The sequence below is a fragment of the Pseudomonas sp. BMS12 genome, assembly GCF_001592875.1.
GTDB lineage: Bacteria > Pseudomonadota > Gammaproteobacteria > Pseudomonadales > Pseudomonadaceae > Aquipseudomonas.
Genome location: NZ_LSOF01000009.1, coordinates 152297 through 179034, shown reverse-complemented (window position 1 = coordinate 179034; position 26738 = coordinate 152297). Strand labels below are relative to the sequence as shown.

At 64.5% G+C, this 26738-nt stretch carries 25 protein-coding genes and 1 tRNA gene; 14 read left to right on the top strand and 12 right to left on the bottom strand.

The window, feature by feature from the left end; translation table 11 throughout:
• The 3 genes from AYB31_RS09960 to AYB31_RS09950 all read left to right on the top strand — a co-directional run.
• Window positions 1-741 (top strand): FecCD family ABC transporter permease (locus tag AYB31_RS09960; protein WP_236715531.1); only part of this gene is annotated, 741 nt, incomplete at its 5' end.
• Entirely contained in the window at window positions 741-1508 is a 768-nt protein-coding gene (locus tag AYB31_RS09955; protein WP_068828198.1) for a heme ABC transporter ATP-binding protein, read from the top strand. The genes AYB31_RS09960 and AYB31_RS09955, both read left to right, overlap by 1 nt.
• Window positions 1509-1550: 42 nt before the next feature.
• Window positions 1551-2438 carry a ChaN family lipoprotein gene (locus AYB31_RS09950; protein ID WP_068828196.1) on the top strand — a complete coding sequence of 296 codons (888 nt, stop codon included), beginning with the start codon at window positions 1551-1553 and terminating at the stop codon, window positions 2436-2438.
• Window positions 2439-2621: 183 nt separating this feature from the next.
• Here the strand turns inward: AYB31_RS09950 and AYB31_RS09945 are convergent, their stop codons facing one another.
• On the bottom strand, window positions 2622-3380 hold the full coding sequence (locus AYB31_RS09945; RefSeq protein WP_068828194.1) for an SDR family oxidoreductase: 759 nt from the start codon (window positions 3378-3380) through the stop codon (window positions 2622-2624).
• Window positions 3381-3485: 105 nt separating this feature from the next.
• Here AYB31_RS09945 and AYB31_RS09940 point away from each other — a divergent pair, with 105 nt between their 5' ends.
• The 4 genes from AYB31_RS09940 to groL all read left to right on the top strand — a co-directional run bounded on the left by AYB31_RS09940 (window position 3486) and on the right by groL (window position 6920).
• Window positions 3486-4217: a HugZ family pyridoxamine 5'-phosphate oxidase gene (locus AYB31_RS09940; protein WP_068828192.1), complete on the top strand. Its 732-nt coding sequence runs from the start codon at window positions 3486-3488 to the stop codon at window positions 4215-4217.
• Window positions 4218-4280: 63 nt separating this feature from the next.
• Window positions 4281-4730 (top strand): FxsA family protein, encoded by a 450-nt coding sequence (locus AYB31_RS09935; RefSeq protein WP_068828190.1) that lies wholly within the window; start codon window positions 4281-4283, stop codon window positions 4728-4730.
• 211 nt (window positions 4731-4941) lie between these two features.
• Window positions 4942-5235, top strand: a complete 294-nt coding sequence (locus tag AYB31_RS09930) for a co-chaperone GroES (protein WP_068828188.1) — start codon at window positions 4942-4944, stop codon at window positions 5233-5235.
• Between the two features lie 44 nt (window positions 5236-5279).
• Window positions 5280-6920, top strand: coding sequence for a chaperonin GroEL (gene groL, locus AYB31_RS09925; RefSeq protein ID WP_068828185.1), 1641 nt, complete (start codon window positions 5280-5282; stop codon window positions 6918-6920).
• 65 nt (window positions 6921-6985) lie between these two features.
• Here groL and AYB31_RS09920 read toward each other — a convergent pair whose 3' ends face one another.
• Window positions 6986-7711, bottom strand: a complete 726-nt coding sequence (locus AYB31_RS09920) for a phosphatase PAP2 family protein (protein ID WP_068828183.1) — start codon at window positions 7709-7711, stop codon at window positions 6986-6988.
• A 159-nt stretch (window positions 7712-7870) separates the two neighbouring features.
• Between AYB31_RS09920 and AYB31_RS09915 the strand changes: the two genes are divergently transcribed.
• The 4 genes from AYB31_RS09915 (at window position 7871) to AYB31_RS09900 (ending at window position 10911) form a co-directional block, all read left to right on the top strand.
• Window positions 7871-8554, top strand: coding sequence for a response regulator transcription factor (locus AYB31_RS09915; RefSeq protein WP_068828181.1), 684 nt, complete (start codon window positions 7871-7873; stop codon window positions 8552-8554).
• Entirely contained in the window at window positions 8544-9839 is a 1296-nt protein-coding gene (locus AYB31_RS09910; protein ID WP_068828179.1) for a sensor histidine kinase, read from the top strand. The genes AYB31_RS09915 and AYB31_RS09910 overlap by 11 nt, the downstream gene beginning before the upstream one ends.
• A gap of 164 nt (window positions 9840-10003) precedes the next feature.
• Window positions 10004-10672 (top strand): lipopolysaccharide kinase InaA family protein, encoded by a 669-nt coding sequence (locus tag AYB31_RS09905; RefSeq protein WP_068828177.1) that lies wholly within the window; start codon window positions 10004-10006, stop codon window positions 10670-10672.
• Window positions 10673-10674: 2 nt separating this feature from the next.
• Entirely contained in the window at window positions 10675-10911 is a 237-nt protein-coding gene (locus AYB31_RS09900) for a hypothetical protein (RefSeq protein WP_068828175.1), read from the top strand.
• 57 nt (window positions 10912-10968) lie between these two features.
• Here the strand turns inward: AYB31_RS09900 and AYB31_RS09895 are convergent, their stop codons facing one another.
• The 7 genes from AYB31_RS09895 to AYB31_RS09865 form a co-directional block, all read right to left on the bottom strand.
• Complete coding sequence (locus AYB31_RS09895) at window positions 10969-14016, bottom strand: multidrug efflux RND transporter permease subunit (protein ID WP_068828173.1); 3048 nt, start codon at window positions 14014-14016, stop codon at window positions 10969-10971.
• A gap of 85 nt (window positions 14017-14101) precedes the next feature.
• The gene (locus tag AYB31_RS09890) at window positions 14102-15253 is read right to left on the bottom strand and encodes an efflux RND transporter periplasmic adaptor subunit (RefSeq protein WP_068828169.1); all 1152 of its coding nucleotides are present in this window, start codon (window positions 15251-15253) and stop codon (window positions 14102-14104) included.
• 186 nt (window positions 15254-15439) lie between these two features.
• A complete protein-coding gene (locus AYB31_RS22280; protein ID WP_442961804.1) occupies window positions 15440-16483 on the bottom strand; it encodes a methyl-accepting chemotaxis protein in 1044 nt (347 codons plus the stop codon).
• 941 nt (window positions 16484-17424) lie between these two features.
• Window positions 17425-18519 carry a DUF1513 domain-containing protein gene (locus AYB31_RS09880; RefSeq protein WP_068828165.1) on the bottom strand — a complete coding sequence of 365 codons (1095 nt, stop codon included), beginning with the start codon at window positions 18517-18519 and terminating at the stop codon, window positions 17425-17427.
• The gene (locus tag AYB31_RS09875; RefSeq protein WP_068828162.1) at window positions 18520-19581 is read right to left on the bottom strand and encodes an imelysin family protein; all 1062 of its coding nucleotides are present in this window, start codon (window positions 19579-19581) and stop codon (window positions 18520-18522) included.
• 9 nt (window positions 19582-19590) lie between these two features.
• The gene (locus AYB31_RS09870; RefSeq protein ID WP_068828160.1) at window positions 19591-21003 is read right to left on the bottom strand and encodes a di-heme oxidoreductase family protein; all 1413 of its coding nucleotides are present in this window, start codon (window positions 21001-21003) and stop codon (window positions 19591-19593) included.
• A gap of 175 nt (window positions 21004-21178) precedes the next feature.
• On the bottom strand, window positions 21179-22513 hold the full coding sequence (locus tag AYB31_RS09865) for an imelysin family protein (RefSeq protein WP_068828158.1): 1335 nt from the start codon (window positions 22511-22513) through the stop codon (window positions 21179-21181).
• A 172-nt stretch (window positions 22514-22685) separates the two neighbouring features.
• On the opposite strand from AYB31_RS09865, the gene AYB31_RS09860 reads away from it, so the two are divergent.
• Window positions 22686-23258 carry a LemA family protein gene (locus AYB31_RS09860; protein WP_068828156.1) on the top strand — a complete coding sequence of 191 codons (573 nt, stop codon included), beginning with the start codon at window positions 22686-22688 and terminating at the stop codon, window positions 23256-23258.
• A gap of 28 nt (window positions 23259-23286) precedes the next feature.
• Complete coding sequence (locus AYB31_RS09855) at window positions 23287-24177, top strand: E3 ubiquitin ligase family protein (RefSeq protein ID WP_236715530.1); 891 nt, start codon at window positions 23287-23289, stop codon at window positions 24175-24177.
• Here AYB31_RS09855 and AYB31_RS09850 read toward each other — a convergent pair.
• The 3 genes from AYB31_RS09850 to AYB31_RS09840 form a co-directional block, all read right to left on the bottom strand.
• Window positions 24174-24677 carry an RDD family protein gene (locus AYB31_RS09850; protein ID WP_068828153.1) on the bottom strand — a complete coding sequence of 168 codons (504 nt, stop codon included), beginning with the start codon at window positions 24675-24677 and terminating at the stop codon, window positions 24174-24176. The two genes, AYB31_RS09855 and AYB31_RS09850, sit on opposite strands and share 4 nt — an antisense overlap.
• Window positions 24678-24800: 123 nt before the next feature.
• Window positions 24801-25013, bottom strand: a complete 213-nt coding sequence (locus tag AYB31_RS09845) for a cold-shock protein (RefSeq protein WP_044406025.1) — start codon at window positions 25011-25013, stop codon at window positions 24801-24803.
• A gap of 245 nt (window positions 25014-25258) precedes the next feature.
• A tRNA-Leu gene (locus AYB31_RS09840) sits at window positions 25259-25343 on the bottom strand.
• Window positions 25344-25679: 336 nt separating this feature from the next.
• Between AYB31_RS09840 and queA the strand changes: the two genes are divergently transcribed.
• Window positions 25680-26735 carry a tRNA preQ1(34) S-adenosylmethionine ribosyltransferase-isomerase QueA gene (queA, locus tag AYB31_RS09835; RefSeq protein ID WP_068828151.1) on the top strand — a complete coding sequence of 352 codons (1056 nt, stop codon included), beginning with the start codon at window positions 25680-25682 and terminating at the stop codon, window positions 26733-26735.
• The last annotated feature ends 3 nt before the right edge of the window (window positions 26736-26738 follow it).

Below are 26738 nucleotides of genomic sequence, written 5' to 3'. Positions count from 1 at the left end.
CTGGTCGGCGTGGCTGGCGGTGCGGCGCTGGGCGCGGCCATCGCCATCGTCGGCGGCAGCCTGGTGGGCGGCCTGCCGCCGGCGCTGGCGCCGTATCTGCTGTCGCTCTGTGCATTCACCGGTGGCCTGCTGGTCACCGCCGTGGTCTACCGCTTCGGTCGTCGCGACGGGCAGACCAATGTCGCCACCATGCTGCTGGCCGGCGTGGCGCTGACCGCCATGTCCGGTGCCGGCGTCGGCCTGTTCACCTACCTGGCCGACGACGCGACTCTGCGCAGCCTGACGTTCTGGAACCTCGGCAGCCTCAACGGTGCCAGCTATTCACGCCTGTGGCCGCTGCTGCTGGTGACCCTCGGCGTGGCCATCTGGCTGCCGCGCCGGGCAGACGCGCTGAATGCGCTGCTGCTCGGCGAGTCGGAGGCCCGCCACCTGGGCTTCAACGTCGAGCGGATCAAGCTGGAGCTGGTGCTGTGCACGGCCCTGGGCGTCGGCGCGGCGGTGGCGGCGGCCGGCCTGATCGGCTTTATCGGCCTGGTGGTGCCTCACCTGATGCGCCTGCTGGTTGGGCCCGATCATCGCGTGCTGCTGCCGGCCTCGCTGCTGGCCGGTGCCAGCCTGCTGCTGCTGGCCGACCTGGCGGCGCGCTTGGTGCTGGCACCGGCGGAGCTGCCGATCGGCATCGTCACGGCGCTGATCGGTGCGCCGTTCTTCCTTTATCTGCTGGTACGGGGGCGAGCCTGATGTTGCGTGCGGATAACCTTAGCGTTCGGCGAGGGCCCTGCACCGTGCTGGCGGGCGTCGACCTGCAACTGCACGCGGGCGAGGTGCTCGGCGTACTGGGCCCCAATGGCGCCGGCAAGAGCACCCTGCTGGGCGCACTGTGCGGCGAACTGGAACCCAGCGAGGGCCGTGTAACGCTCGACGGGCGGGCACTTGGCGACTGGCCCGGCCAGGAGCGTGCACGACGTCTGGCTGTGCTGCCGCAAAGTTCGACCCTGAGCTTCGCCTTCCCGGTGGCCGAGGTGGTTGCCATGGGCCGCCTGCCGCACGCCAGCGGGCGGGTGCGCGACGCCGAGATAGTCGACGCCGCCCTGCATGCCGCCGATGCCCAGCACTTGCGCGGACGCAGCTACCTGGCGCTGTCCGGCGGCGAGCGCCAGCGCGTGCATCTGGCTCGGGTGCTGGCGCAGCTGTGGCCGGGCAGGGCAGGGCAGGTGCTGCTGCTCGACGAGCCGACCTCGGCCCTCGACCCTTTGCACCAGCACACCACCCTGCAGGCGGTGCGCGACTTCGCTAGCCAGGGCGCAGCGGTGCTGGTGATCCTGCATGATCTCAACCTGGCCGCGCGCTATTGCGACCGCATCCTGCTGCTGCAGGACGGTCGTCCGCATGCCCTGGGCTCGCCGGAGACGGTGCTGCAGGCCGAGCCACTGCAGGCGGTGTTCGGTCTGGAGGTGCTGATTCAGTGTCACCCTGAGCGTGGTCACCCGCTGATCGTGGCGCGCTGAGTCGAACGCTTTCTGCCTAGGGGCAATGGTTAAGGAAACCGCATGCGCATTCTGCTGTTCAGTTCTTTCGTTCTGCTGGCCGCCTGCCAGTCCCCTGGCGTACTGCCGCCCCCGGCGCCCATCGCGCCCGAGGGGCGTGACGACCCCCAGCTGGGCCAGATACTCGATCTGACCAGTGGTGCGCGCCTCACGCCGGAACAACTGGTCGAGCGCCTGGCCCAGGCGCCGCGGGTGCTGGTCGGCGAGCAGCACGACAATCCCGACCACCACGCCCTGCAGCTATGGCTGTCGCGCGAGCTGGGTAAGCGCCGGCCGCAGGGCAGTGTGTTGATGGAGATGATCAACCCCGGCCAGCAGGCCAGGGTCGAACAGGTGCAGGCCGCGACTCGTGCAGGCCAGCCGCCGGCCGATGCGTTCGCCGCACTGGCCTGGCAGCCGAACTGGGACTGGGGGCTGTACGGCGCGCTGGTGCAGTACCAGCTACGCCAGCCTTATCCACTGCTGTCGGCCAATCTGGATCGTGCCGAGATCATGCAGATCTATCAGGCGCGTCCAATCCTCTCAGGCCAGGCTTCCACTGCCCCAGCAGTGCAGAAAGAACTGCAGGAAGACATTCGCGAGTCGCACTGCGGCCTGCTGCCGGACAGCCAAATCCCGGCCATGCTCGCCGTGCAACAGCAACGCGACCGGCGCATGGCCGAGCGCCTGGCCACCGCGCCGCAGCCGGCCATGCTGCTGGCCGGCGCCTTCCATGTGCGCAAGGACCTCGGCGTGCCGCTGCACCTGAGCGACCTGGGCGCGGGCGAAGGTAACGTCGTGCTGATCCTCGCTGAAGTCGGCAAGCAGCCAGCGGCTGGCAGCGCCGATTACGTCTGGTACACCGCCGCCAATGTGCCCGAGGATCACTGCGCTAAGCTGCGCAAGAAGTAACCGCCGCAGAAAACAAAAAGCCCCGCAATGCGGGGCTTTTTACGGACTGGCGGATCGATCTCGCGAGCTAGAGTCAGGCTAGGCGGAGAAGGGCCGAGGGCGCGGAGTTTACTGAGTGTAAATGAGCAGCCCGAGGGCCTTCTCCAACGACGCCTGGCCGACGCGCAGCAGATCGAAACCCAATCAGAGGCGCAGGCCGCCGTCGAGCTCCAGAATCCGCCCGGTGTAGTAGTCGTTCTCCATGATGTAGGCCACCGAGTGGGCGATCTCGGCCGGCTTGCCCATGCGGCGCAGCGGGATGCCGGCGGTCATCTTCTCCAGGGCTTCCGGCTTCATGCTGCCGGTCATCTCGGTCTCGATGAAGCCAGGCGCGACGCCAGCGACGCGGATGCCGTAACGCGCCAGTTCCTTGGCCCAGACCACGGTGTCGGCGGCGACGCCGGCCTTGGCGGCGGAGTAGTTGGCCTGGCCGATGTTGCCGGCACGGGAGATGGAGGAGATGTTGATGATGGCGCCCTGGTTCTTCAGCTCGATCATCTTGGCCGCCACTTCACGGGTGCAGAGGAACACGCCGGTCAGGTTGACGTCGATCACCGACTGCCACTGGGCCAGGCTCATCTTGCTCAGCTCGCCGTCCTTGACCTTGATGGTCAGGCCGTCACGCAGGATGCCGGCGTTGTTGACCAGGCCGTTGATGGCGCCGAAGTCCTCGGCCACCTGGGCGACCATGTGGGTCACCTGTTCTTCGTTGGCGACGTTGCACAGGTAGGCGCGGGCGTCACCGCCGGCGGCCTTGCAGGCGGCCACGGCTTCGTCGAGTTTTTCCTGGTTGAGGTCGACCAGGGCCAGCTTGGCGCCCTTGGCGGCCAGGTATTCGCCCATGGCGCGGCCGAGGCCCTGGCAGCCGCCGGTGATGATGATGACTTTGTCTTTGAGTTCCATAACACTACCCCTCAAGGTCTTACTGGTGGCCTCGCGGGCGCTACGGCTGACTGTGCAGGGCGCCGGTCCGTTTATTTCGACGGATTCTTAGCGAGGAGTCATAAATTGAGCGAAACAGCCGCAAAGCATGCCCGAGAATTGCTGCTCAAGGAATACCGCGGGGTGCTTTCCACTCATTCCAAAGTGGTACAAGGCTTCCCTTTCGGATCGGTGGTGCCCTATTGCCTGGATGAGCAGGGCTGGCCGCTGATTCTCATCAGCCGCATCGCGCAGCACACCCATAACCTGCAGAAAGACAACAAGTGCTCGCTGCTGGTCGGTGAGCGGGGTGCCGAGGATGTCCAGGCCGCCGGGCGGTTGACCATTCTGGCCGAGGCCGAGCAGATCGACGCTGCCGAGGGCATCGAAGCGGCTGCCGCGCGCTATTACCGCTACTTTCCCGAGGCCCGCGACTACCACCGCACGCACGACTTCGATTTCTGGCGCCTCAAGCCGGTGCGCAGCCGCTATGTCGGCGGTTTTGGCGCCATTCACTGGCTGGCAGAAGTCACCCTGGCCAATCCGCATGCCGGCGAGGCGGAGCGCAGCATGGTCGAACATATGAATGACGACCACGCCAGCGCCATCGCGCACTATGTCGAACTGCTCGGGCTGCCACGGCACGAGCCGGCACAATTGGTCGGTATCGACAGCGAAGGCTTCCATCTGCGCATCGGCAAGGCCCTGCACTGGCTGCCCTTTCCAACATCCTGTAACAACCCGGGTGCGGTGCGCCAGGCCCTGGTACAGCTGGCCCGCGCCGAAGTCTGGCCGACCGTTGGGCAGGCTTCAGCTTGAATTAAGCGCGACACCCCATACTTCATCGTTACCGGAAGCCGTTCTTCCGCCAAGGACCCTGCAATGCGCGCTTTTCTGTTTCTCTTCCTGCTGTTCCCCATCCTCGAACTGGCCGTGCTGATCCAGGTCGGCAGCGCGATTGGCGTTCTGCCGACCCTGCTGCTGGTGATCGGCTCTGCCTTGCTCGGTAGCGTGCTGCTGCGCGTGGCCGGGGTGGCCACCGCCTGGCGCGCCCGCGAGAAGCTGGCGCGTGGCGAGATGCCCGAGGGCGAAATGTTCGAAGGCCTGTTGATCGCCGTCGGCGGCGGTCTGCTGCTGTTGCCGGGCTTCATCAGCGACATCTTCGGCCTGCTCTGCCTGTTCCCCTTCACCCGGCGCCTGTTGATCGGCAAGCTGCAGCGCCGTGCCCAAGAGCAGGCGCTGCGCCAGCGTGCCTTCTTCGATGACGTCCAGGCCCGCTCCGGGCAGACCCATCCCAATGTGCTGGAAGGCGAGTACGAGCGTCGCGATTGAGTATGCGGCGCGTAAAAAATTTCGCCCGCGCCCTTGAAATACCCTTGAACGCCCCTATCTAGCGATCACCGCAAGGTTTCTGTCGCAGTGCTGCGGCGGAACAGACTTCCGCGTCTTGCCAAGGCGAGATGCGTCCGGCCCCAAGCCGGTTTTGCCTAACCCGCCGGCGCAGTCGCCGGCCAGTGAAAACAACTATCAGGAGAGATCGACAATGAAGCTTCGTCCTCTGCACGACCGCGTCGTTATCCGTCGCAGCGAAGAAGAAACCAAGACCGCTGGCGGCATCGTGCTGCCGGGTTCGGCCGCTGAGAAGCCGAACCAGGGCGTGATTGTCGCTGTGGGCGCCGGCAAGGTCCTGGACAACGGCGAAGTCCGTGCCCTGGCCGTCAAGGTCGGTGACAAAGTGGTGTTCGGCCCGTACAGCGGCAGCAACACCGTCAAGGTCGACGGCGAAGACCTGCTGGTGATGGGCGAGAATGAAATCCTCGCCGTCATCGAAGCCTGATCCCCGCGAATCTCCGCTTAATCAAGAATTGAGGAACAAGCAAAATGGCTGCTAAAGAAGTCAAATTCGGCGATTCCGCTCGCAAGAAGATGCTGGTCGGTGTCAACGTCCTGGCCGACGCGGTAAAAGCGACCCTCGGCCCGAAAGGCCGCAACGTGGTCCTAGACCGCAGCTTCGGTGCTCCGCTGATCACCAAGGACGGCGTTTCCGTCGCCAAGGAAATCGAGCTGAAAGACAAGTTCGAAAACATGGGCGCTCAGCTGGTCAAGGACGTTGCGTCCAAGGCCAACGATGCTGCCGGTGACGGCACCACCACCGCTACCGTTCTGGCCCAGGCCATCGTCAGCGAAGGCCTGAAAGCCGTAGCTGCCGGCATGAACCCGATGGATCTGAAGCGCGGCATCGACAAGGCCACCATCGCCATCGTTGCCCAGCTGAAAGAACTCTCCAAGCCGTGCACCGACACCAAGGCCATCGCCCAGGTCGGCACCATCTCCGCCAACTCCGACAACTCCATCGGCGACATCATTGCCGAAGCCATGGAAAAAGTCGGCAAAGAAGGCGTGATCACCGTTGAAGAAGGCTCGGGCCTGGAAAACGAACTGTCCGTCGTAGAAGGCATGCAGTTCGACCGTGGCTACCTGTCCCCCTACTTCATCAACAAGCCGGACACCATGGTCGCCGAGCTCGACGGCCCGCTGATCCTGCTGGTCGACAAGAAGATCTCCAACATCCGCGAACTGCTGCCGGTTCTGGAATCCGTTGCCAAGGCCGGTCGTCCGCTGCTGATCGTCGCTGAAGACGTGGAAGGCGAAGCCCTGGCCACCCTGGTGGTCAACAACATGCGTGGCATCGTCAAAGTTGCCGCCGTCAAAGCCCCGGGCTTCGGCGACCGTCGCAAGGCCATGCTGCAGGACATCGCCATCCTCACTGGCGGTACCGTGATTTCCGAAGAAGTCGGCCTGAGCCTGGAAAGCGCCACCCTGGAGCACCTGGGTAACGCCAAGCGCGTACAGCTGAGCAAGGAAAACACCACCATCATCGACGGTGCTGGCCAGCAGGTTGACATCGAAGCCCGCGTTGCGCAGATCCGCAAGCAGGTCGAAGAGACTTCCTCCGACTACGACAAAGAGAAGCTGCAAGAGCGTCTGGCCAAGCTGGCCGGCGGTGTTGCCGTGATCAAGGTCGGTGCCGGCACCGAAGTCGAGATGAAAGAGAAGAAGGCCCGCGTTGAAGACGCCCTGCACGCGACCCGTGCAGCCGTCGAAGAAGGCGTGGTACCTGGCGGTGGCGTGGCCCTGGTTCGCGCTCTGCTGGCCATCGAAGGCCTGAAAGGCGACAACGACGACCAGAACGTCGGTATCGCCCTGCTGCGTCGCGCTGTTGAAGCCCCGCTGCGTCAGATCGTGGCCAACGCCGGCGACGAGCCGAGCGTAGTGGTCGACAAGGTCAAGCAAGGTTCCGGCAACTACGGCTACAACGCTGCTACCGGCGTGTACGGCGACATGATCGAGATGGGTATTCTCGATCCGGCCAAGGTCACCCGCTCCGCGCTGCAGGCCGCTGCTTCCATCGGCAGCCTGATGATCACCACCGAAGCCATGGTCGCCGACATTCCGGAAGACAAGGCTGCTCCGGCCATGCCGGACATGGGTGGCATGGGCGGCATGGGCGGCATGATGTAAGCCGACCGGCTCCCTGAGCTGTCAAAAAAGCCCCGCCAAGTGCGGGGCTTTTTTATGGCTGCAGTTCACGCCTCGGCGGGTGCTCGGGCAGGCTCTTCCGCGGTTTGCGCTGCTGGGCGGTACAGCATGAGGTCGTACAGGCCCAGGCAGATCAGCCAGCAGAGCCCTGCGGTCCACAGGTTGTGCGAGAGAAAGTGGGCACCCTGGGCCATGCGTGAGATCGAGAACACGATGCCCAGTGTGCTGGCGCCGATCAGCGCCGCACGGGCCAGGCGCGGTTTGCGATCACGCAGGGCGAAGAACAGGGCGAACAGGCCGAACCCGGCTGCGGCGTGGCCGCCGGGCCAGCAGTTGCCCGGTTTCTCGACCGGTGCGGCGCGTGGGCCGAGCAGTGGCGAGAAATGCTCGACGCCGCCGTACTGTTCCAGGCTCCAGGGGCAGTGCATCTGCGTGACCTTCTTCAGCGGTGTGACGATGCCGGTCGACAGACCGATGGCCAGTACCAGATAGCCGAGCCGTCGCCGCAGCGGCCGCAGTGGTGTCGGCAGTAGGCTGATCAGGAAGCCGGCCAGGGCCAGCAAGGCAATGGCAATGCACACCTGCTTGGCGCGGTCGTGCAGGATGTCTTCGAGGAAGGCGTTGTGGCGACCAATGAAACCCTGCCCAGGCACGTAGAACAGGTTGGACAGGGCGAAGTCCAGCGGGCTGGGCTCGACGACCAGCATCAATGCCAGTACGGCCAGCGGCAGGCCGTACCACCAGCGACGATCGAAACGGGGGGATGAAAGCATGGCGAACCTATCAGTGGGCTAAGGGCGTGAATGCCCGGCAGTTTGCTGCGCCACATGTCGATAGCTGGTGAACTCGATGTGAAAAAACCGTCATTGCGCGGGGGTTATTGTCTGGTCCGGGGTATCTTTGCGCTTATCCGCACAACGAGATCAAAGACCATGCGTATTCTCCTGGTCGAGGACAATCGCGACATTCTGGCCAACATGGCCGATTACCTGCAGATCAAGGGTTACACGGTGGATTGCGCCCAGGACGGGCTGTCCGGCCTGCAGCTGGCGACCAGCCAGCACTACGACCTGCTGGTGCTGGACATCATGCTGCCCGGTATCGATGGCTATACCCTGTGCCGTCGCCTGCGCGAGGAAGCGCGCAGTGACACGCCGGTGATCATGCTCACCGCCCGCGACCAGCTGGATGATCGTTTGGAGGGGTTCAAGTCGGGTGCCGACGATTACCTGGTCAAGCCGTTCGCACTTTCCGAACTGGCCGCGCGCATCGAGGCAGTCCTGCGCCGCAGCCTCGGGGGCGGCAAGCGCCTGCTGCAGGTGGCAGACCTCAGCTATGACCTCGACACCCTGGAAATCAGGCGCGCCGACAAGGCGCTCAGGCTCAATCCTGTGGGGCTTAAGCTGCTCGCGCTGCTGATGCAGAAAAGCCCGCATGTGGTGCGCCGCGAGGTGCTGGAGGAGGCGCTGTGGGGCGACGACTGCCCGGACAGCGACAGCCTGCGCAGCCACGTACACCAGCTACGGCAGATCATCGACAAACCTTTTGCCACGGCGCTGCTGCACACCGTGCATGGCGTTGGCTATCGCCTAGTTGAGGGCACCGATGGAGTTTAAGCAGAGCCTGTCACGGCGCATCGTCATTGCATTCGTGCTGATGACGGCACTTGTGGGTGGCACCTTTGCCGTGGGTATCGTCGAGACTGTGCACCTGGTCGAAGAGCGCCTGATTTCCTCCGAGCTGGGCGGCGACCTAGACCGCCTGCTGAAGATGGAAAGCATCGACGACTGGCGGCACCGTCCGGAGCCGACCCAGGTATTTCACTTCTCCGGCGGACAGGGCGAGTTCGCTCTGAGTGAGGATCTGCAGAGCCTGCCGCCCGGTTTCAGCGAACTGTTTCGCAATGAGCGCTCCTACTATGTCTACGTGCACCTGGTGGATGGCCGACGCTATGTGCTGATGGAGGACCAGAGCGAGTTCGAGGAACGCGAGCAACTGCTGTTTGCCATTGTGCTGGTGGGTTTCCTGATCAGCCTGGCGCTCGCTGGTCTGCTCGGCTGGTTGTTGGCGCGTAAGGTGATCGAACCCGTGGTGCGGCTGTCGCAACAGGTGCGCCACCCCGATCAACTGCTCGATCGGGCGCCGCAGCTGGCACCGGATTACGCCGAGGACGAGGTGGGGCGGTTGGCGGCATCCTTCGATACCACCCTGGGCCTGCTACGCCGCGCCCTCACACGTGAGCGCCTGTTTACCAGCGATGTCAGCCACGAACTGCGTACGCCGCTGATGGTGATGGCGAGCTCCTGTGAACTGTTGCTGGAAAGTCCCTGCCTGGATGCGCGAGCGACGACCCAGGTGCGCCGCATCGCCAACGCCTGCGACGAAATGCGCGAACTGGTGCAGACATTTCTCCTGCTGGCTCGCTCTCCCGCCGATGGCAGCGTGGCGGCGCCCCAGGCCGGCTTGCGTGACATTGCCGACAGCCTGGTCGAGCAGTGGCGCCCCGCTATCGAGGCCAAAGGTCTGGTTTTCGACTACCGGTCCGATCTTGCTGATCAAAAAATGTACAATGCCCCCCTGCTGCGCTCGGTGCTGGGCAATTTGTTGCGCAATGCCTGGCACTACACCGAGCGTGGTCGGGTCGAGCTGCGCTTGCAGGCGGGAGGCTTCGTGGTCGAAGACAGCGGTGTCGGCATTCCGGCAGCGGAGCGCGAAGCCATGTTCCAGCCATTCGTGCGCGGTGGCGCCGCCCGGGGCGAGGGGCTTGGTCTGGGATTGTCGCTGGTCCAGCGGATTTGCGAGAGCCAGGGCTGGAGCGTCGAGCTGAGCGATGCCGCGCCCCATGGCTGTCGTTTCGAGGTCGTGTTGCGGGCTTCGGAAGAGGCGGGGCTGGTTGATTGATTGGATGGGTATGCGACTTGCAAGCAGTTTTTATCGATACCCGTACAGCGTATCAGGCTCGTGGGCTAGAGCCGTTTCGGCTGAGGATTCGGGTTACCGTGTTACCCGTAGTTACCGGGCGCGATACAAGGCATACCCCGTAGGGGCATAGAGTGGAGAAATGCATGAGTGTGACTGGCCAGTTCGAGCAGTGGTGGCAGCGTCAGGGGGACTGGGTCGAGGAACCCAATCGCCGGCGAGGTGGAGAGAGTGGTGTACAGCGCCTGCATGAGGAAGACGGCAGCGTTTATTACGTCAAACGCCAGGTCGGACATATCTATCGCAGCCTGCGTTATCCCTTCGGTTGTCCGACCGTGCTGCGCGAGCGCAAGGCGTTGCTGGATCTCGCCCGTCGTGGTGTGCGCGTGCCGCAGATCGTCTATTGCGGTACCGAGCGAGGTGCCGATGGCTGGAGAGGCCTGCTGGTCAGCGAGTCACTCGATGGTTTTCAGGACATCGAGAGCTGGTATGCGGCAGGTGGCCGAGAGCAGCTCGATGCGGCGCGGCACGACCAATTGCTGCAACAAATTGGTGCCATGCTGGCCCGCATGAATTCGGCCCGCTGGCAGCATGGCTGCCTGTATGCCAAGCATGTGTTCGTGAAGGTGACCGACGACGCGCTGGAGGTAGCTCTGCTCGATCTGGAGAAGAGTCGCCGGCGTTGGACCCGGCGCGGTGCTGCACTCCACGATCTGCGTCAATTGCGTCGCCATTCGTCGTGGAGTGCTGCCGAGTGGCAGCAGGTGGTCTACGGTTACGAAAAGGTGTTTGGCAGCACTTTCAAGAGGTTGTAGTAATGAAGCTAGAAATCGCTCGAGGTTTGTTCCTCATTGGCGCGCTCAGCGTTACCGCGCTGGCCGCCGCAGCCTGGCAGGAGCCGGCCCCGCGCGTACTGGATGACAAGCACTGTGCCGAGCAGCAATGCCCGGCGGTTTCCAGCCGGCATGTCGGTGTGAAACCGGTCGAGGCCGATGGCGACAACCTGCTGCTGCTGATGTTCGGTCTGTCCCATGCCATGAAAGGCGAGCAGTAAAGCGAAGGATTGGTGAAAAAAAGCCCCGCAAGTGCGGGGCTTTTTTGTTGGCCGGCCTCAGTGCGCGGGCACTGTGGCTGCAGCCTTGTCCGGCTTGGCCAGTAGGGTGTAAACGCAGGGCAGCACGAACAGGGTGAACAGGGTACCGATGGACATGCCGGTGGCGATTACCAGGCCGATGTCGAAGCGGCTGACCGCGCCGGCGCCGGTGGCGAGGATCAGCGGCACCATGCCGAAGACCATCGCCGCAGTGGTCATCAGTACCGGGCGCAGGCGAATCGAGGCCGCCTCTTCGATGGCCTCGCGCACCGACAGGCCCTTGTCGTGGCGCAGCTGGTTGGCGAACTCGACGATCAGGATGCCGTGCTTGCTGATCAGGCCGATCAGCGTCACTAGGCCCACCTGGGTGTAGATGTTCATGCTGGAGAAGCCGAGGAAGATCGGGATCAGCGCACCGCAGATCGACAACGGCACCGTGACCAGGATCACCAGCGGGTCGCGGAAACTCTCGAACTGTGCGGCCAGCACCAGGAAGATGATCGCCAGGGCCAGGCCGAAGGTGGCGAACAGGGCGCTGCCCTCCTGGATGTACTGGCGTGAGGAGCCGGCATAGTCGAAGGCGTAGCCGCGCGGCGCCTCCTCGCGGGCGATCTGCGCCAGGGTGTCCACCGCTTCACCCATGCTGACGATGGGCACGCCCTCGACGATGGCCGAGTTGAGCTGCTGGAACTGCTTGAGCTTGGTCGGTCGGGCACGGTCACTGACCTTGATCAGGGTGCCCAGCGGTACCATCGCACCGCTGTCGCTCTTCACGTAGTAGTTGCTCAGCCAACCCGGATTGTCGCGATAGGCCCGCTCGACCTGGGCGATCACCTTGTAGCTGCGCCCGTCGATGGTGAAACGGTTGATTTCACCCTCGCCGAGCAGGATGGCCAGGGTCGAGCCCAGGTCCTGCATGGACACACCCATCTGCGCCGCCTTCTCGCGGTCGATATCGACCACCACCTCGGGCTTGTCGAAGGCCAGATCGACATTGAGGAAGGCGAACTTGCCCGACTCCATGGCGCGTTGCTTGATCCGTTCGGCGACCTGCAGCAACGACTCGTAGTCGTTCGGCGTGTTGATCACGAACTGGAACGGCAGGCCTTCGCCGGTGCCGGGCAGAGCCGGCAGGTTGAAGCCGAATATCTGCAGGCCGGGAATATCATTGAGACGCCCCTGGACGATCGGCAGCAGCTCCATCTGGGTGCGCTCGCGCTCGCTCCAGGGCGTCAGCAGGAAGCCGCCGATACCGGATTGCACGCCGTCGAAGCCATTGATCTGGAACGACGAGTAGTACTCGGGGAACTCCTTGAAGATCTTCACGAACTGATCGGTGTAGGCGTTCAGGTAATTCAGGTTGCTCGGCTGCGGCGCGTTGGTGAAGAGGAACACGATGCCCTGGTCCTCCTCCGGTGCCAGCTCGTTCTTGGTGAACTTGAGCATGATCGGAATCAGGCACATGACGATCACCGCGAACACCAGCACCACCGGGCGGGTGTCGAGGGTGCCGTGCAGGGCCTTCTGGTAGCGGCGCTTGAGCCTGTCGAAGAGCTGGTCCAGCTTGTGCGCCAGGCCCGAGGGGTTTTCCTCGTGGCGCAGCAGGCGCGAGCACATCATCGGCGACAGGGTCAGGGCGACGATACCGGAGATGATCACCGCACCGGCCAGGGTCAGGGCGAACTCCTTGAACAACGCGCCGGTCAGGCCTTCGAGGAAACCGATGGGGGCATAGACCGCGGCCAGGGTTATGGTCATCGACACCACCGGAATGGCGATCTCGCGGGCGCCTTCGATGGCGGCGTCGAACGGCGTCTTGCCTTCTTCGATATGGCGATGGATGTTCTCCACCACCACGATGGCGTCGTCCACCACCAGGCCGATGGCCAGGACCATGGCCAAGAGCGTCAGCAGGTTGATCGAGTAGCCCATCAGCTGCATGAAGAACAGCACGCCGATCATCGACAGCGGGATGGTGATCACCGGGATCAGCACCGAGCGGAAGGCGCCGAGGAACAGGAACACCACGACTATGACGATCAGCACCGCCTCGCCGAGGGTCTTCACCACTTCCTCGATGGAGGCGCGGATGAACTCGGTGGCGTCGTAGGCGATGGAGACCTTCAGGTTTGGCGGCAGTTGCGCCTCCAGTTCCGGCAGGATCGCGCGCACGTGCTTGATCACATCCAGCGGGTTGGCGCTGGGCGTGCCCTTGATGGCGATGTAGACGGACGGGGTGCCGTCGAACGAGCTGATCGAGTCGTAGTTTTCCGCGCCCATTTCCACTCGGGCGATGTCGCGGATCAGCACGCGGCTGTCACCGTCGGTCTTCACCGGGATGGCGGCGAAGGCCTCGGCCGACTTGAGGTCGGTGCTCGCATTGATGCTGGTCACCACGTACTGGCCCTTCACTTCGCCTGCGGCGGCGAGGAAGTTGTAGCGCTGCACGGCGTCGGTCACATCCTGCGCGGCGATTCCATAGGCGGCCATCTTTACCGGGTCCAGCCACAGGCGCATGGCGAACACCTGGTTGCCGAGGATTTCCGCTTCGGCCATGCCGGGCAGGGTCGCCAGTTTCGGCTGGATGACTCGGGACAGGTAGTCGGTGATCTGTGGGTTGGACAGCTCGTCGCTGTAGAAGCTGACGTACATCAGCGCCGAGGCGTCGGCCGCTTCCTTGGACAACACCGGGTCTTCGGCATCCTGCGGCAACTGGTTCTTCACCTCGTTGGCCTTGGCCAGCAGCTCGGTGAACAGGCGGTCGCTGTCGGCGCCGATGCGCGCGTAGATCGAGATGATCGACAGGTTCTGCTGGCTGGCCGAGGTCATGTAGTCGATGCCTTCGGCACTGGCCAAGCTCTGCTGCAGCGGCTGGGTGATGTAGCCCTGGATGGTCTCGGCATTGGCCCCGGGGTAGGCGGTGGTCACCGTGATCAGGGCATTTTCCATCTGCGGGTACTGGCGGATCACCAGCTTGCTGAAGGCCTGGAAACCCAGCAGGATGATCAGCAGGCTGACCACGGTGGCCAGCACCGGGCGCCGGATAAAGGGATCTGTAAAAGCCATAACGAATTCCTTGGCTGCCGCGGGGCAGCCTGTGCATCAGCGGATCGCGTCGTCCTGCGAGCCCGGCGAGCGGGCTCAGGGAGCCTTACTGGGCGGCGTTGGCTGGTTCGGTCGGGTTCTTCAGCGCCTGGTCGTCGATCACCTTCACATGGGCGCCGTTGTCCAGCTTGAGCTGGCCGGCGGTGACCACCTGCTCGCCGGCCTTGAGGCCCTTGAGCACCAGTACCTGGCCGTCGCGGCGCTCGCCGGTGGTGACGAAGCGGCGTTCGACCACCAGCTGCACCTGGCCCTGGTCGTCCTTCACCACCTGGTCTTGTTCATCCTTCTGTTCGCCGATCACGTACACCGAATTGCCGTACAGGGTGTAGGTAATGGCGGTTTCCGGCACCAGTACCTGGGACTTCTCGCCCGGCAGCAGCACCTCCAGATTGGCAAACATGCCCGGCAGCAGCTTGCTGTCCGGGTTCGGCAGCATGGCGCGGACCTGCACGTTGCGCGTGGTTTCCTCGACCTTGGGGTTGAGCGCGCTGATTTCGCCGGTGAACACCTCGCCGGGATAGGCCGCCACGCCGATGCGCACCTGTTGACCGATGGCCAGCTGCGGGTAGTCCTGCTCGGGCAGGAAGAAGTCGACGTACAGCTTCGACAGGTCCTGCAGGGTGGCGAAGGGGTTGCCCGGGCTCAGGTAGTCGCCGGTGTCCACCTGGCGAATGCCGATGGTGCCGGCGAAGGGCGCCAGGATGCGCTTCTTGTCCAGCTGCGCCTTGAGCTGGGACACGCTGGCTTCGGCCTTGAGCAGTTCGGCGTTGAGGCGGTCGTACTCGCTCTTGGATATGGCTTGGCGGGTGATCAGGTTCTTGCCGCGCTCGAACTCTACGCGGGCCAGGCTGCGCACGGCTTCGGCGGTGGCCAGGATGGCCATCTCCACTTCGCTGTCCAGTTGCAGCAGCGGTTGGCCCAGTGTCACTTTCTCGCCGGACTGGAACAGCACCTCCTTGACGGTGCCTTCCACTTCGGCGGTCAGGTCAACGCCCTGGAAGGCCTTGAGCGTGCCGATGGCGGGCAGGCGGCTTTGCCAGGGTTTCTCTTCGGCGGTGGCGGCAGACACGCTAATGGCCGGCTGCGGGGCCGAGAACATCTGGATCTGCTGGTAGATGGAGAAGCCTTTGTAGGCGGCGAGGGCGAGCACCACGAGGACGACGACGCCCAGCATGATGAGCATGCGGCGGAGCAACATATTCCGGTTCCTTGGCAGGGCAATTTGAAGCCTGGGAATAGGCGAAGCGGGCACGTTAGTACCGCTTGACGATCAAGTCAAAAAATCCCATTTGCAAAAGGTTGCCGGTGCATTATCGCGCAACGGATTGTCGCGTAAACCGCACAGATGGCCGCATTTTCGCGACCACTCTGTGCTGCTGGGGTTTCAGGCACCCAGGCGCTGGGTCACTTCGCTCAGTTCGCCGGACAGGCCGCGCAGGGTATGGCTGGCGGCCTGGGTGCGCTCGACGTTCTCCTGGTTGGAGCTGGCGATGGCGGTGATTTCGGTGAGGTTGCGCGAGATGTCCTCGGCCACCGAAGTCTGCTCCTCGGCGGCGGTGGCGATCTGCCGGTTCATGTCGCGAATGGCCTCCACCGCGCCGGTGATGCGTTCGAGCATGGCGCCGGCCTCGGTGACCTGGGTCACGCCTTCTTCGCTGCGGTTCTGCCCGCTCTCGATGGCGCGCACGGCATTCAGTGCGCCGGTCTGCACCGTGTCGATGATCTGGTTGATCTCGGCGGTGGATTCGGCCGTGCGCTGGGCCAGGTGGCGCACCTCGTCGGCCACCACGGCGAAGCCGCGCCCCTGTTCGCCGGCACGGGCGGCTTCGATGGCGGCGTTGAGCGCCAGCAGGTTGGTCTGCTCGGCGATGCCGCGGATCACTTCCAGCACCTTGCCGATGCGCCCGCTGTCGGCCTCCAGGCGGCGGATCACCTCGGCGGTGCTGGCGATCTCGCCGCGCATGCCGGTGATGGTCTGGATGGTCGACTCCATGACCTTGCCGCCCTGGCGCGCCGAGTTGTCGGCATCGTCCGCCGCATGGGCGGCCTCGGCCGCGTGGCGGGCCACTTCCTGGGCGGTGGCGGACATCTCGTGCATGGCGGTGGCGACCTGGTCGGTACGCTCGAACTGCTCGTTGATGCCCAGCGTCATGCGCGAGGCGATCTGGTTCAGCTCGCCGCTGGCGCTGTCGAGATTGCCGCTGCTCAGGCGCAGGCTTTCGGTGGTGCTGGCGAGGAAGTCGCGCAGGGTGTTGGCCGCTCTGGCCAGCATGCCCAGCTCGTCCTGGCGCTTGGCTTCGACGCGCTGGTCAAAGCGGCCGTGGCTGAGCTGGTCGACGTGGCCAATGAGGTGGCGGATGGGGATGATCAGGTTGCGATTGACCAGCCACAGGCTGAACAGGGCGATCACCAGGCTGGCGGCGAGCATGATCAGGGTGCCGACCAATATGGTGTTCTCGGCGCTGCTGTTGATCTGCGTGGCCTGCTCCAGGCTCTGCTTGCGCAGTTGTTCGACCAGTGCGGTCATCTGCTCGCTGGCGGCACGGTCGATACCTTTGACGGCGGCATCGCCGGCCTTGGCATCGCCGCCGGCGGCGAGGAAGGCGTCGCGGCCCTTGCGGTAGTTGGCGCCGAGGGTCTGGTGCTCGCTGCGCAGGCGCTCGACCTGGCTTTTCAGTGCAGCGTCTTCACCGGCCAGTTGCGCCAGTTCGCCCAAGGTGTTCTGCACCTTGCGTTCCTGCTCCTCGAACTGGCCCCAGTATTTGTTCAGGCTATCGCTGTCCTGGCCGCGCAGCAGGACGTTCTTCCATTCCTGTACCTGAATCTTGAATTCGACGTTGGCAACGTCGATCAGGCGGGCGGCCTGTAGCGGGCCGTCGAGCAGGCCGCGATAGGCCTGCATGCCGCTGGAGAGAAAGCTGAAGCAGGCCAGGGCGGTGATCAGGATCAGCACCAGGCTGCCACCGAGCAGGGCGAGAATCTGCGCGCGCAGGGATTTCTGCAGAAACATGAGGGGCGCCTCTTCGAGGGTGATTGCCTCCGGCGCCCTGATGGGCGCCGGAACCGCGGATATCCCTATCACCCGGCCGTGAACAGCCGGTGACACCAGGCCCGCGTGATGCCGGCATGAGTGTGACGTGCAGTTCAGTATAGGTCGGCCGCGCCGCGCTGGCCTTTAGCCGCTATCTCTCTGCAAACCTGCGCTATGAACGGCGAGCCAGAGGGAAGCAAGGCCGGGCGGCCGCGCGGAAACGCCTGAGGAAACGCAGTCCGCAATTGCCCAGTGGGCATGGCCCGCTCCGGGGCTGTGCTAGGCCTCGCCGAAGGGCGGCGCAGCCTTTCCGGCGCGCAGCCGCTCGCAAACAGGCTTCAGGCCAGGCGCAGGTGGTTGTCCCACAACCCTGCCGGCAGCTGCAGCGCTTCGGCGACGATGCGCTCGCCGCGGCAGTGGTACAGGCGGCAGCGGCCCTGACCGGAGGTGACCACGAAACCGTCGGCCACCGCGCCGACACCGGCGCAGTCCGGCAACGGTACGTCCAGCAGCAGCTCGGTGCTGTCCAGGTTCCAGACGAAGAAGCGATTGCCGCGCGGCGCGGTCAGCGCCAGCAGGCGCAGTTCGTCGTGGATCGCCAGGCTGGCGGTGTACTGGCTCATGGCCGCGCGCTGTTCTTCCCCCAGCGGGAAGGGCTGGAACGGCTGACCGGGGCGCTTGATCGCCAGCAGCGGCACCTTATCCAGCGGATCGCCCTCGTACTGCTGGCCGGATACCACGGTGCCATCGGCGGCCACGGCCAGATGGCGCACACTGTTCATCTGCTCGGGCAGGCTTTCCTTGCTGCGCAGGGTGCCGTCGCGATGCATCAGTACCAGGCTCGGCTCCATGGCGTCGAGGTTCATCATCACCCGGCTGTCGGCCTCGGTGCGGATACCACCGTTGGCCACCACCATTTCCTCGCCACCCGGCAGCCACAGCAACTGATGCGGGCCGATGCCGTGAGTGCTGTGCTCGGCGACCCGCTGCAACTGTTCGCCCTGCAGGCGATAGACACCGAGCACGCCACGACCGGGCTCGGCGGTGTCGTTTTCGGTGCTGTAGAACCACTCGCCGCTCTGGTGGAACAGGCCGTGGCCATAGAAGTGGCGCTCGGCGGGCGAGGCGATGGTCTGCAGCAGGCGCCCGTCGCGGGTGTCGATCAGGTAGCTCTCGCGGCTGGGCCGGCGGCCGACGAAGACTGCCAGCGGTAGGTGCGGATGTGGCACCACGTCGTGGCAGCGCTCGCTGACGCGCGTGGCGAAGGCCTTGCTGCCATCGAGGCGGTAGCCCACGGCGTAGTGATTGCCGTCGGCGTCGTCCCGGGCCGACAGCAGCAAGGCTTGCGGGCCATGGCCGATCAGCTGCCAGCCGCCCAGTGCGCCGGCGGCCAGGGCCAGGCCGCCGAGGCCGAGAAAGGCTCTGCGTTTCATTCAATCACCATCGTGCGCGTTGAAGCCCAGCTGAATGCCGAGCACCTTGGCCAGCTCGCCCTCGTGCAGGCGATGCAGTTTGTTCAGGTTGTCGTAGACGGCGTTCAGCTCGTTGCGGCCGATCTCGTCGGCCAGCAGTTCGCCAAGCGGACGCTGCAGGGCGGCCAGTTGCTGGCGGGTGGCGCTGTATTGCTGGTCGATGCTCTGGGCGAGGGCTGCCTGGTCGTCGCCGAGCAGGGCGCGAACCCCATCGTTGTTGGCGCCGAGCCAGACCCGTTCGGCACTGGCCAGGGTGGCTGCAAGGCTGGCCAGGCTGGCGCTGCTGCGCCAGAACTCGGCCTGGTAGGGTTGCGGCACGCCTTTGCTCTGGCGGCCGAGGGCAGTGCCGAGTTTCTTCTTCAAGCCGTCGATGGCGCTGACCTGGGCGCGCAGCAGTTCGGCCATCGCCTCTGGCGCTTCGGCGTAGCGGGCGTTGGGAAAGGTGCTGAGCTGGGCACGCATGCCGTCCTCGGCCTGCCACTGTTTGAGGATGTCGCCGGACAGCTGCACCTGATGCTCGCCGATGGCGGTCAGCAGTGGGCAGTAGCGCGCCTTTTGGGCGCCGTCGGACAAGTCGATGGCGGCATCGAACAGCACGTATTCGTAGGCGGTGAGGCCCTGGACCACGACGCTGGACTTGTCCAGGTCGGCCAGGCTCAGTTGCGGCTTGCTCTTGAGCAGCGCCTCGACTTGGCGCTGCACCAGGTTCTTCTTGTCTGGCCAGAACTGCACCTGCCAGGCACGGTTGCCTTCTGCCAGCGGGCCGACCAGTAGCGGCTGCAGGGCGGCCCAGCTGGCCACGTCGGCGAGGAAGGCCTGTTGCGCGGCTCCCAGCTCCTGGCTACCGGCACAGTAAGCCTTGGCGCTTTCGGCCAATTGCTGGTTGGACTGCTGCCAGGCGCTGTAGGTCGGCAGCATCACGCCCTCGGCCAGGGCGGCGCTGGTGCGCTGCTGCGGGTCCTGCTGGCTGCAGGCGGCGAGGCCCAGGGCGACCAGGGCAATGGCGAAGGGCGAACGGTTCATACCGGGCTCCTACAGGGAGTTGAGAAAGGCCAGCAGCGCACCGCGCTCGCTGGCATCGAAATCTAGAACAGCCTGTCTGGCGCTCTGCGCCTCGCCGCCGTGCCAGAGAATGGCCTCCAGCAGGTTGCGGGCGCGGCCGTCATGCAGGAACTGGGTGTGGCCGTTGACCGCCTCGGTCAGGCCGATACCCCACAGCGGCGCGGTACGCCACTGGCGGCCGCTGGCCTGGAATTCGGGCCGATTGTCGGCCAGGCCTTCGCCCATGTCATGCAGCAACAGATCGGTATAGGGGCGAATGCTCTGGTTGGCCAGCTCCGGCTCGGCGGCCTCGGCGGCGGTGACGAAGTGGGCCACATGGCACTTCTGACAGCCGGCCTCGCCGAACAGTTGCTTGCCGCGGCGGACCTCCAGGTCGTCCACATTGCGCCGTGCCGGTACCGCCAGGTTGCGGCTGTAGAACAGTACGGCGGCAAGGATGTTGTCGCTGACCTCGGGGCTGCCGCCGTCTGGCGTGGCGCGGCAGACCGTCTGGGCGGCACTGCAATCGTCCTGCGTCAGCAGGCTGGTGGTCAGCCCCATGTCTCCGGCGAAGGCGTGGGCGTTCTGCTGGTTGAGGCTCGGTTGGCCGGCCTTCCAGCCGAAGCGGCCGAGCACGGTCTGGCCCATGGCATCGTCCCAGACTCGGTTGGGGATGCCGCGAATGCCATCGCCATCGCGATCATCCGGGTCGGCATTGGCCAGGATGGCGCTCTCGGGGATGGCTTCGAGCAGCCCCAGGCCGATCATTGGCGGGGCCACGCGGGCGGAGAACTGCGTGCCGGGCCGCATCTCGCCATAGCCGAGCTGGCTGATCTGCAGCTGCGGCTTGCGCAACTCGACGAGGGTGCCGTCGGCGAAGCGCACGGGTACCGCTTCGTAGCTGAAGCGCACCTTGCCCTCGGGGGCATGGCCGGGGTTGCTCATGTCCTGCAGCTGGCCGCCGTATACCGGTTCGGGCACTACACCGAGGCGTTGGCGCAGGGCAGCATGGGCCGGCGAGTCGTCGCCGGGGATCGACAGGCGCACCAGCAGCGAGGCGGCGCTGATGGCGTCGGCTGCTGGCGGGTGGCCGCGGCCGTCCTTGATGTGGCAGTTCTGGCAGGCGTTGGTGTTGAACAGCGGGCCGAGGCCATCGCGTGCGGTAGTGGTGGAGGGGGCGATAACCCAGGGGTTGCGGAAGAAGCTGTTGCCCACGCTGAAGTCCAGGCGCCGCGACGGGGCGAGGTTGGCGGAAGGCAGGGAAAAGGCGTTGTGATCGGTCTGGCGCACCGTGGCGCTACCTGCGGAGAGCGCCTCACCAGGTTCGGCGGGCGGCGGTGTGCGCTCGCAGGCTGCCAGGGCGAGAACCAGCGGCAGAAGGCAGAGACGCAACGAGGAGGGCATTGGCACGAACCAGGGCAATCGAACAGGCGCGCAATCTTAGCAGGCTAATAGATATCAAATAAGAGCAATTAGCGTTTGTGTCTCGGCCAGATTGTCGCGGGTAGCAAGCGTTCGCCACTCATAAAAAAACGGATGCGCCTTGTGGGCGCATCCGTTCTGGACAGCTCTGCGGGTATCAGAACTGGTGATCGGCGGTGTCCGGGTTCAGGTCGCTGATGCCCAGGGCCGCGGAGGCCTTTTCAATGGCGCCGGTCTGCTTGACCAGGGCAGCAATGGCGTCACGTACCTTCTGCTGGCCGGCGGTGTTGTCGGCGGCGATCAGTTGGTCGAAGTGCACGTTGTCCTTCTCGGCGCTGTCGACCAGCACCTGCAGCTTGGCTTCGGTGTCGGCGAGGTCGGCCTTCAGGGTGCTGTCGGTCTGGGCGTCGGTCTTGGCGACCAGGGAGGACAGGCTCGGGCCGGTCAGGGTGGTGCCGTCGACCTTCTTGTACTCGCCCAGGTAGACGTTGCGGATGCCTTTACCGTTGTAGAAGTGCGAGTTGTGGGTGTTGTCGCTGAAGCAGTCGTGCTCGTCTTCGGTGGAGTTGGCCTCCAGCGCGACTTTCATGCGCTCGCCAGCCAGTTCGCCGAGGGACAGGCTGCCCATGCCGAACAGCATCTTGCGCAGGCCGTTCTCGGCCGGCTCGGCTTCCAGGGTGGCGCGGTAGTTGTCGGCGACACCGGCCTTCCACTGCTCGACCATGCTGTCGAGGTCGGTGACCAGTAGGTCGGTGGCGGCCTTCAGGTAGGCGCGGCGGCGCTCGTTGTGCTCGCCGGTGGCGCCTTCGCCAACCAGGTAATCGGTGTAGGGACGCTCGCCCGCGCCGGCCTCGGTGCCGTGCAGGTCCTGGCCCCAGAGCAGGAACTCGATGGCATGGTAACCGGTGGCGACGTTGGCTTCGGAGCCGCCCAGTTCGTTCAGCTCGGCCAGCTTCTCGCCGGTGATTTCGCTGACGTCGACCTTGTCTTCGCCGACCTGGATCTCGGTGTTGGCGATGATGTTGGCGCTGGCGCCCGGGTTGCCCAGCGCATGCTGGTAGTCCTTGGCCACGTAGTCGATCAGACCCTCGTCCAGCGGCCAGGCGTTGAGCTGGCCTTCCCAGTCATCGACCACGGCGTTGCCGAAACGGAACACCTCGCTCTGCATGTAAGGGGCGCGTGCGGCCAGCCAGGCTTGCTTGGCGGCGTTCAGGGTTTCTGCGCTGGGGTTGGCCAGCAGGGCGTCGATGGCGGCCTGCAGCTGCTTGCCGGTGCTGGCGGCATCGCTGAACACGGCCAGGGCCAGGTCGGCATAGTGGCTGACGACTGCCTTGGCTTCGGCATCCGCGACCTTGGCCGGTGCGGCAGCGCTGCTGGCCGCTGCCGGTGCGGCGGCCTGCGGAGCTGCGGCTTCCTTCTTGTCGTCGCCGCAGCCGGCGAGGGAGATGGCGAGAGCCAGCAGGCTGGCGGTGGCCAGGGGCATGCGAGTCATGGCGGGATCCTTTGCGTTCTTGGTGTTGGGAAGACTGTGCAAATGCACTGAAAAACCGCGTCATAATGCGAAAGATTTGCATTTTATGCAAAGCCCGCGTTCCGTGAACTTCAGCTGTGGACGTCGAGGGTGCTGCCGCTAGAATGCCGGCAGTCCACAAGGAGCGTCGCCCATGAGCCTTACCGCCGTAGCTGTTCTCGTCGTGTTGTTTCTTCTCGCCGCCTGGGCGGTGGTCCTCTACAACGGCCTGGTGCGCCTCAAGCACGGCGTGAGCAAGGCCTGGTCGAATATCGACGTGCTGCTCAAGCAGCGTCACGACGAACTGCCCAAGCTGGTCGAGACCTGCAAGCAGTACATGCAGCACGAACGCACCACGCTGGAACGGGTAATCGCCGCACGAGGCGCCGTGGCCAGTGCGCGCGAGCAGCATGATGTGGGAGCCCTGGGCAAGGCCGAGAGCGGTTTGCGTGCAGGCCTCGGCCAGCTCTTTGCCCTGGCCGAGAACTACCCCGAGCTGAAGGCCAACGAGAGCTTCCAGCATCTGCAGCAGCGCATCTCCGGCCTGGAGAACGCCATCGCCGATCGCCGTGAGCTGTACAACGAGGCGGTCAACCTGAACAACGTGCGCATCGAGCAGTTTCCGGATGTGATTCTGGCGCGCATGTTCGCCTTCAAGGAGGCTGAGCTGCTGCAGTTCAGCGATGCAGAGAAGGCTGACGTCGACCTCAAGTCGCTGTTCAACTGAGATGGATGTGGCGGGGCTGGCCATCAGCATGGCCTTCAGCGTTGGTGCCTGCGCCGGCGGCGGCTGGTGGTGCATCAAGCGCCTGTCCGAGGCGCGCTTCCTGCTCAATACGCCGACCTCGAAGATCCGCTCGGCGGCCCAGGGCTACGTCGAGCTGTACGGCGTGCTGCATGCGCTGGATGGCGGTGAAGTCGAGGCGCCGCTGAGCGGCACGCCCTGCCTGTGGTGGCGATTCAAAATCGAAGAATACGACAGCGATGGCAAGCGTCGTTCCTGGCGTGTGGTGGAGCGTGGTGTCAGCGAGGCCTGGCTGAGGCTGAAGGACGGCACGGGCGAGTGCCTGATCAACCCGGCAGGTGCCGAGGTGCGGGTCAGCACCCGCCAGGTCTGGCGCGGTAGCGAGCGTCATCCGCGCGGTCTTTCGGGGCATGGCAGCCTGCTCGGTCGCCTGCTTTCGGCGGGCAGCGAATACCGTTACACCGAGGAGCGCCTACATGCTGGCCAGCCGCTGTATGCCATCGGCGATTTCCGTACCCAGGGCGGTGCCGAGGCCTTTGACCTGACCCTGGCCCAGGGCGCCGTGGTGCGTGAGTGGAAAAGTGATTTCGCCGGCCTGCTGCAGCGCTTCGACAGCAATGGTGACGGCCAGCTCGACCAGGCCGAGTGGGAGCGCATGCGTCAGTCGGCGCGGGTCGAGGCGCAGCGTCGCCAGCAGAAGCGCGGTGATATACCGGTGCATCACCAGTTGCGCAGGCCGGGGGAGTCATACCCCTTTATTCTGTCCACCCGTGGTGAGGACGAACTGGCTCATGGCTTCTACTGGCAAGCGGCAGGTGCTGCACTGGTGTGTCTAGCGGGGGCGCTGGCCGGCGCCTGGCTGGTGGCCAACGTGCTGCTGCCGGGGTTGGCTGCGGGCTAGACCTGGCCCTGTTTATGAACGCCTTTGGGCAGCTGTACCACGCGGCTGTCCGAGTAGATGTCGTGCCAGCTGCGCTTGTTCTTGTCCCAGAGCACCCAGAAGAAGCCCAGGCCCAGGCATAGCCAGGAGCCGATCGAGACCACGAAGCGCAGCAGCGCCTGCCACAGGCTGACGGCCGAACCATCTGCGTTCTGGATGCGCAGGCCCCACACCTGCATGCCCAGGGTCTGGCCGTTGTGGGTCCAGAACTTGGCGAAGAAGCCGAACAGGCTCATCACCAGCAGGGTAGATAGCAGGGGGTCGCCATCCAGTGCGCCGGCATCGGACATCTGGCGCAGTTGTTCCTGGCCGTAGATGCCCATTTGCACCACCTTGTAGAGCAGGGTGATCACCATCATCAGGGCTACGCACAGCAGGAAGTCATAGAACATTGCGGCGCAGCGGCGGATCAGACCGGCGCCGGGGAATTCGCCTTGTGGGCGCAGCATGTGCTTGGGCATGGACAGCTCGGAGAGAAGAAGACTGCGCGCGATTGTACGGGGTGTCGTTGCCAGGGACAAAAAACAGCGGGCACAAAAAAGCCCCTGATGTCGCCATCAGGGGCTCTTTCGTAGCAGCAGCGATTAGGCCAGAACCTGGACCTTGTCAGCTTGCATGCCTTTCTGGCCTTGCACGGCTTCGAAGGTAACCTTCTGGCCTTCTTTCAGGCTGCGGAAGCCGGAACCTTCGATAGCGCGGAAGTGCACGAACAGATCCGGACCGCTCTCGGGGGTGATGAAGCCGAAGCCCTTCTCGTCGTTGAACCACTTGACGGTGCCGGTTTGACGATTCGACATTGTCTTATTTCCTTGAAACTAGAGTTGATGACAGCCTTTCGACAAGAAAGGGCTGGAACTGGTTGCAGAGAGTAAGAGAAGTCGAGCGGGATGTAGCGGATCTAGGATCTACTGCACCAGGTCACGATTCAAGGCGACCCATGCAAACACAGTTGGCCAACTCTACGCTAACTCAAACGCGTTTGCCAACCCCCTTGGAATGGCTGATTCCAGAGGCTTTGCGGGGTATTTTGGAGGGAATATCGTGGTGCCCCGGGAGAGACTCGAACTCTCACTTCTTTCGAAAACGGATTTTGAATCCGCCGCGTCTACCGATTCCGCCACCGAGGCACGATGGGCGCGCAGTATAGGGAGGCGGATAGAGGTGGTCAATCGGGCCGAATGGTCCGGCGCTAGGGCCTCTTCCGTCCAGCCATAGTCTTCCTTGCCCTTGCTCCCTTCACTGGCCTTCGTTCATCGCAGAGTCACTTCCCAGCAACTCCGTGAAGCAGCGGTGTAGCAATGGTGAAGCAGAACTTGGCTAGCAGGCGGTTCCTTCTTTCGGATTCTTCGGTGGGGCGTGTGGGTTGCCAGCAGGGCTCCAGGACGGTCTTCGATCAATCGGGCCGAATGGCTAGAATGGGCTGTTTCCGGTAAGCTCTGCGCCCCTGCGAGACTGACCTGACCATGCGCGTTGCCGATTTTCATTTCGACCTTCCTGATGCCCTGATCGCCCGCCACCCACTGGCCGAGCGTCGGGGCAGTCGTCTGCTGGTGCTGGAAGGCACCAGTGGCGCTCTGGCCCACCGTGAATTCCCCGATCTGCTCGACTACCTGCAGCCGGGCGACCTCATGGTGTTCAACGATACCCGGGTGATTCCCGCGCGCCTGTTCGGCCAGAAGGCCTCCGGCGGCAAGCTGGAGATACTTATCGAGCGCGTGCTCGACGAGCAGCGTGTGCTGGCCCATGTGCGCGCCAGCAAGTCGCCCAAGCCGGGCACGCTGATCCATATAGAAGGTGGTGGCGAGGCCGAGATGCTGGTGCGCCACGACGCCCTGTTCGAGCTGCGCTTCAGCGAACCCGTGCTGCCCTTGCTGGAGCGGGTCGGGCATATGCCGTTGCCGCCCTATATCGATCGCGCCGACGAGGCCTCCGACCGCGAGCGTTATCAGACCGTCTATTCCGATCGGGACAAGGCTGGTGCTGTCGCCGCGCCTACCGCCGGGCTGCACTTCGATGAGGGCCTGCTGGAGGCGATTCGCGGCAAGGGTATCGATACCGCGTTCGTCACCTTGCATGTCGGTGCCGGTACTTTCCAGCCTGTACGGGTGGAGCGGATCGAGGATCACCACATGCACCGCGAATGGCTGGAGGTCAGTCAGGGCGTGGTGGGTGCGGTGCGGGCGTGCAAGGCGCGCGGCGGCCGCGTGGTCGCGGTGGGCACCACTAGCGTACGCTCGCTGGAGAGTGCGGCGCGTGATGGCGAGTTGAAGGCCTTCAGCGGCGACACCGACATCTTTATCTATCCGGGGCGGCCGTTCCATGTGGTCGATGCCCTGGTTACCAACTTCCACCTGCCGGAGTCGACCCTGCTGATGCTGGTCTCGGCCTTCGCCGGCTATCCGGAAACCATGGCCGCTTACGCGGAAGCGGTGCGCGAGCAGTACCGCTTCTTCAGTTATGGCGATGCCATGTTCATTACCCGTAATCCCGCTGCGCGCGGCCCCGAGGAAACCCCATGAGCC

What these genes read in the sequence shown, in the direction of transcription:
- AYB31_RS09890 (WP_068828169.1), bottom strand. Translation starts at nt 15,253, where the DNA reads ATGTTGCTCCGCCGCATGCTCATCATGCTGGGCGTCGTCGTCCTCGTG.
- AYB31_RS09920 (WP_068828183.1), bottom strand. Translation starts at nt 7,711, where the DNA reads ATGCTTTCATCCCCCCGTTTCGATCGTCGCTGGTGGTACGGCCTGCCG.
- AYB31_RS09945 (WP_068828194.1), bottom strand. Translation starts at nt 3,380, where the DNA reads ATGGAACTCAAAGACAAAGTCATCATCATCACCGGCGGCTGCCAGGGC.
- AYB31_RS09900 (WP_068828175.1), top strand. Translation starts at nt 10,675, where the DNA reads ATGAAGCTAGAAATCGCTCGAGGTTTGTTCCTCATTGGCGCGCTCAGC.
- AYB31_RS09880 (WP_068828165.1), bottom strand. Translation starts at nt 18,519, where the DNA reads ATGAAACGCAGAGCCTTTCTCGGCCTCGGCGGCCTGGCCCTGGCCGCC.
- AYB31_RS09850 (WP_068828153.1), bottom strand. Translation starts at nt 24,677, where the DNA reads ATGCCCAAGCACATGCTGCGCCCACAAGGCGAATTCCCCGGCGCCGGT.
- AYB31_RS09860 (WP_068828156.1), top strand. Translation starts at nt 22,686, where the DNA reads ATGAGCCTTACCGCCGTAGCTGTTCTCGTCGTGTTGTTTCTTCTCGCC.
- AYB31_RS09955 (WP_068828198.1), top strand. Translation starts at nt 741, where the DNA reads ATGTTGCGTGCGGATAACCTTAGCGTTCGGCGAGGGCCCTGCACCGTG.
- AYB31_RS09855 (WP_236715530.1), top strand. Translation starts at nt 23,287, where the DNA reads ATGGCCTTCAGCGTTGGTGCCTGCGCCGGCGGCGGCTGGTGGTGCATC.
- AYB31_RS09870 (WP_068828160.1), bottom strand. Translation starts at nt 21,003, where the DNA reads ATGCCCTCCTCGTTGCGTCTCTGCCTTCTGCCGCTGGTTCTCGCCCTG.
- AYB31_RS09930 (WP_068828188.1), top strand. Translation starts at nt 4,942, where the DNA reads ATGAAGCTTCGTCCTCTGCACGACCGCGTCGTTATCCGTCGCAGCGAA.
- AYB31_RS09905 (WP_068828177.1), top strand. Translation starts at nt 10,004, where the DNA reads ATGAGTGTGACTGGCCAGTTCGAGCAGTGGTGGCAGCGTCAGGGGGAC.
- AYB31_RS09910 (WP_068828179.1), top strand. Translation starts at nt 8,544, where the DNA reads ATGGAGTTTAAGCAGAGCCTGTCACGGCGCATCGTCATTGCATTCGTG.
- AYB31_RS09875 (WP_068828162.1), bottom strand. Translation starts at nt 19,581, where the DNA reads ATGAACCGTTCGCCCTTCGCCATTGCCCTGGTCGCCCTGGGCCTCGCC.
- groL (WP_068828185.1), top strand. Translation starts at nt 5,280, where the DNA reads ATGGCTGCTAAAGAAGTCAAATTCGGCGATTCCGCTCGCAAGAAGATG.
- AYB31_RS09915 (WP_068828181.1), top strand. Translation starts at nt 7,871, where the DNA reads ATGCGTATTCTCCTGGTCGAGGACAATCGCGACATTCTGGCCAACATG.
- AYB31_RS09865 (WP_068828158.1), bottom strand. Translation starts at nt 22,513, where the DNA reads ATGACTCGCATGCCCCTGGCCACCGCCAGCCTGCTGGCTCTCGCCATC.
- AYB31_RS09845 (WP_044406025.1), bottom strand. Translation starts at nt 25,013, where the DNA reads ATGTCGAATCGTCAAACCGGCACCGTCAAGTGGTTCAACGACGAGAAG.
- AYB31_RS09935 (WP_068828190.1), top strand. Translation starts at nt 4,281, where the DNA reads ATGCGCGCTTTTCTGTTTCTCTTCCTGCTGTTCCCCATCCTCGAACTG.
- queA (WP_068828151.1), top strand. Translation starts at nt 25,680, where the DNA reads ATGCGCGTTGCCGATTTTCATTTCGACCTTCCTGATGCCCTGATCGCC.
- AYB31_RS09895 (WP_068828173.1), bottom strand. Translation starts at nt 14,016, where the DNA reads ATGGCTTTTACAGATCCCTTTATCCGGCGCCCGGTGCTGGCCACCGTG.
- AYB31_RS09950 (WP_068828196.1), top strand. Translation starts at nt 1,551, where the DNA reads ATGCGCATTCTGCTGTTCAGTTCTTTCGTTCTGCTGGCCGCCTGCCAG.
- AYB31_RS22280 (WP_442961804.1), bottom strand. Translation starts at nt 16,483, where the DNA reads ATGCTCGCCGCCAGCCTGGTGATCGCCCTGTTCAGCCTGTGGCTGGTC.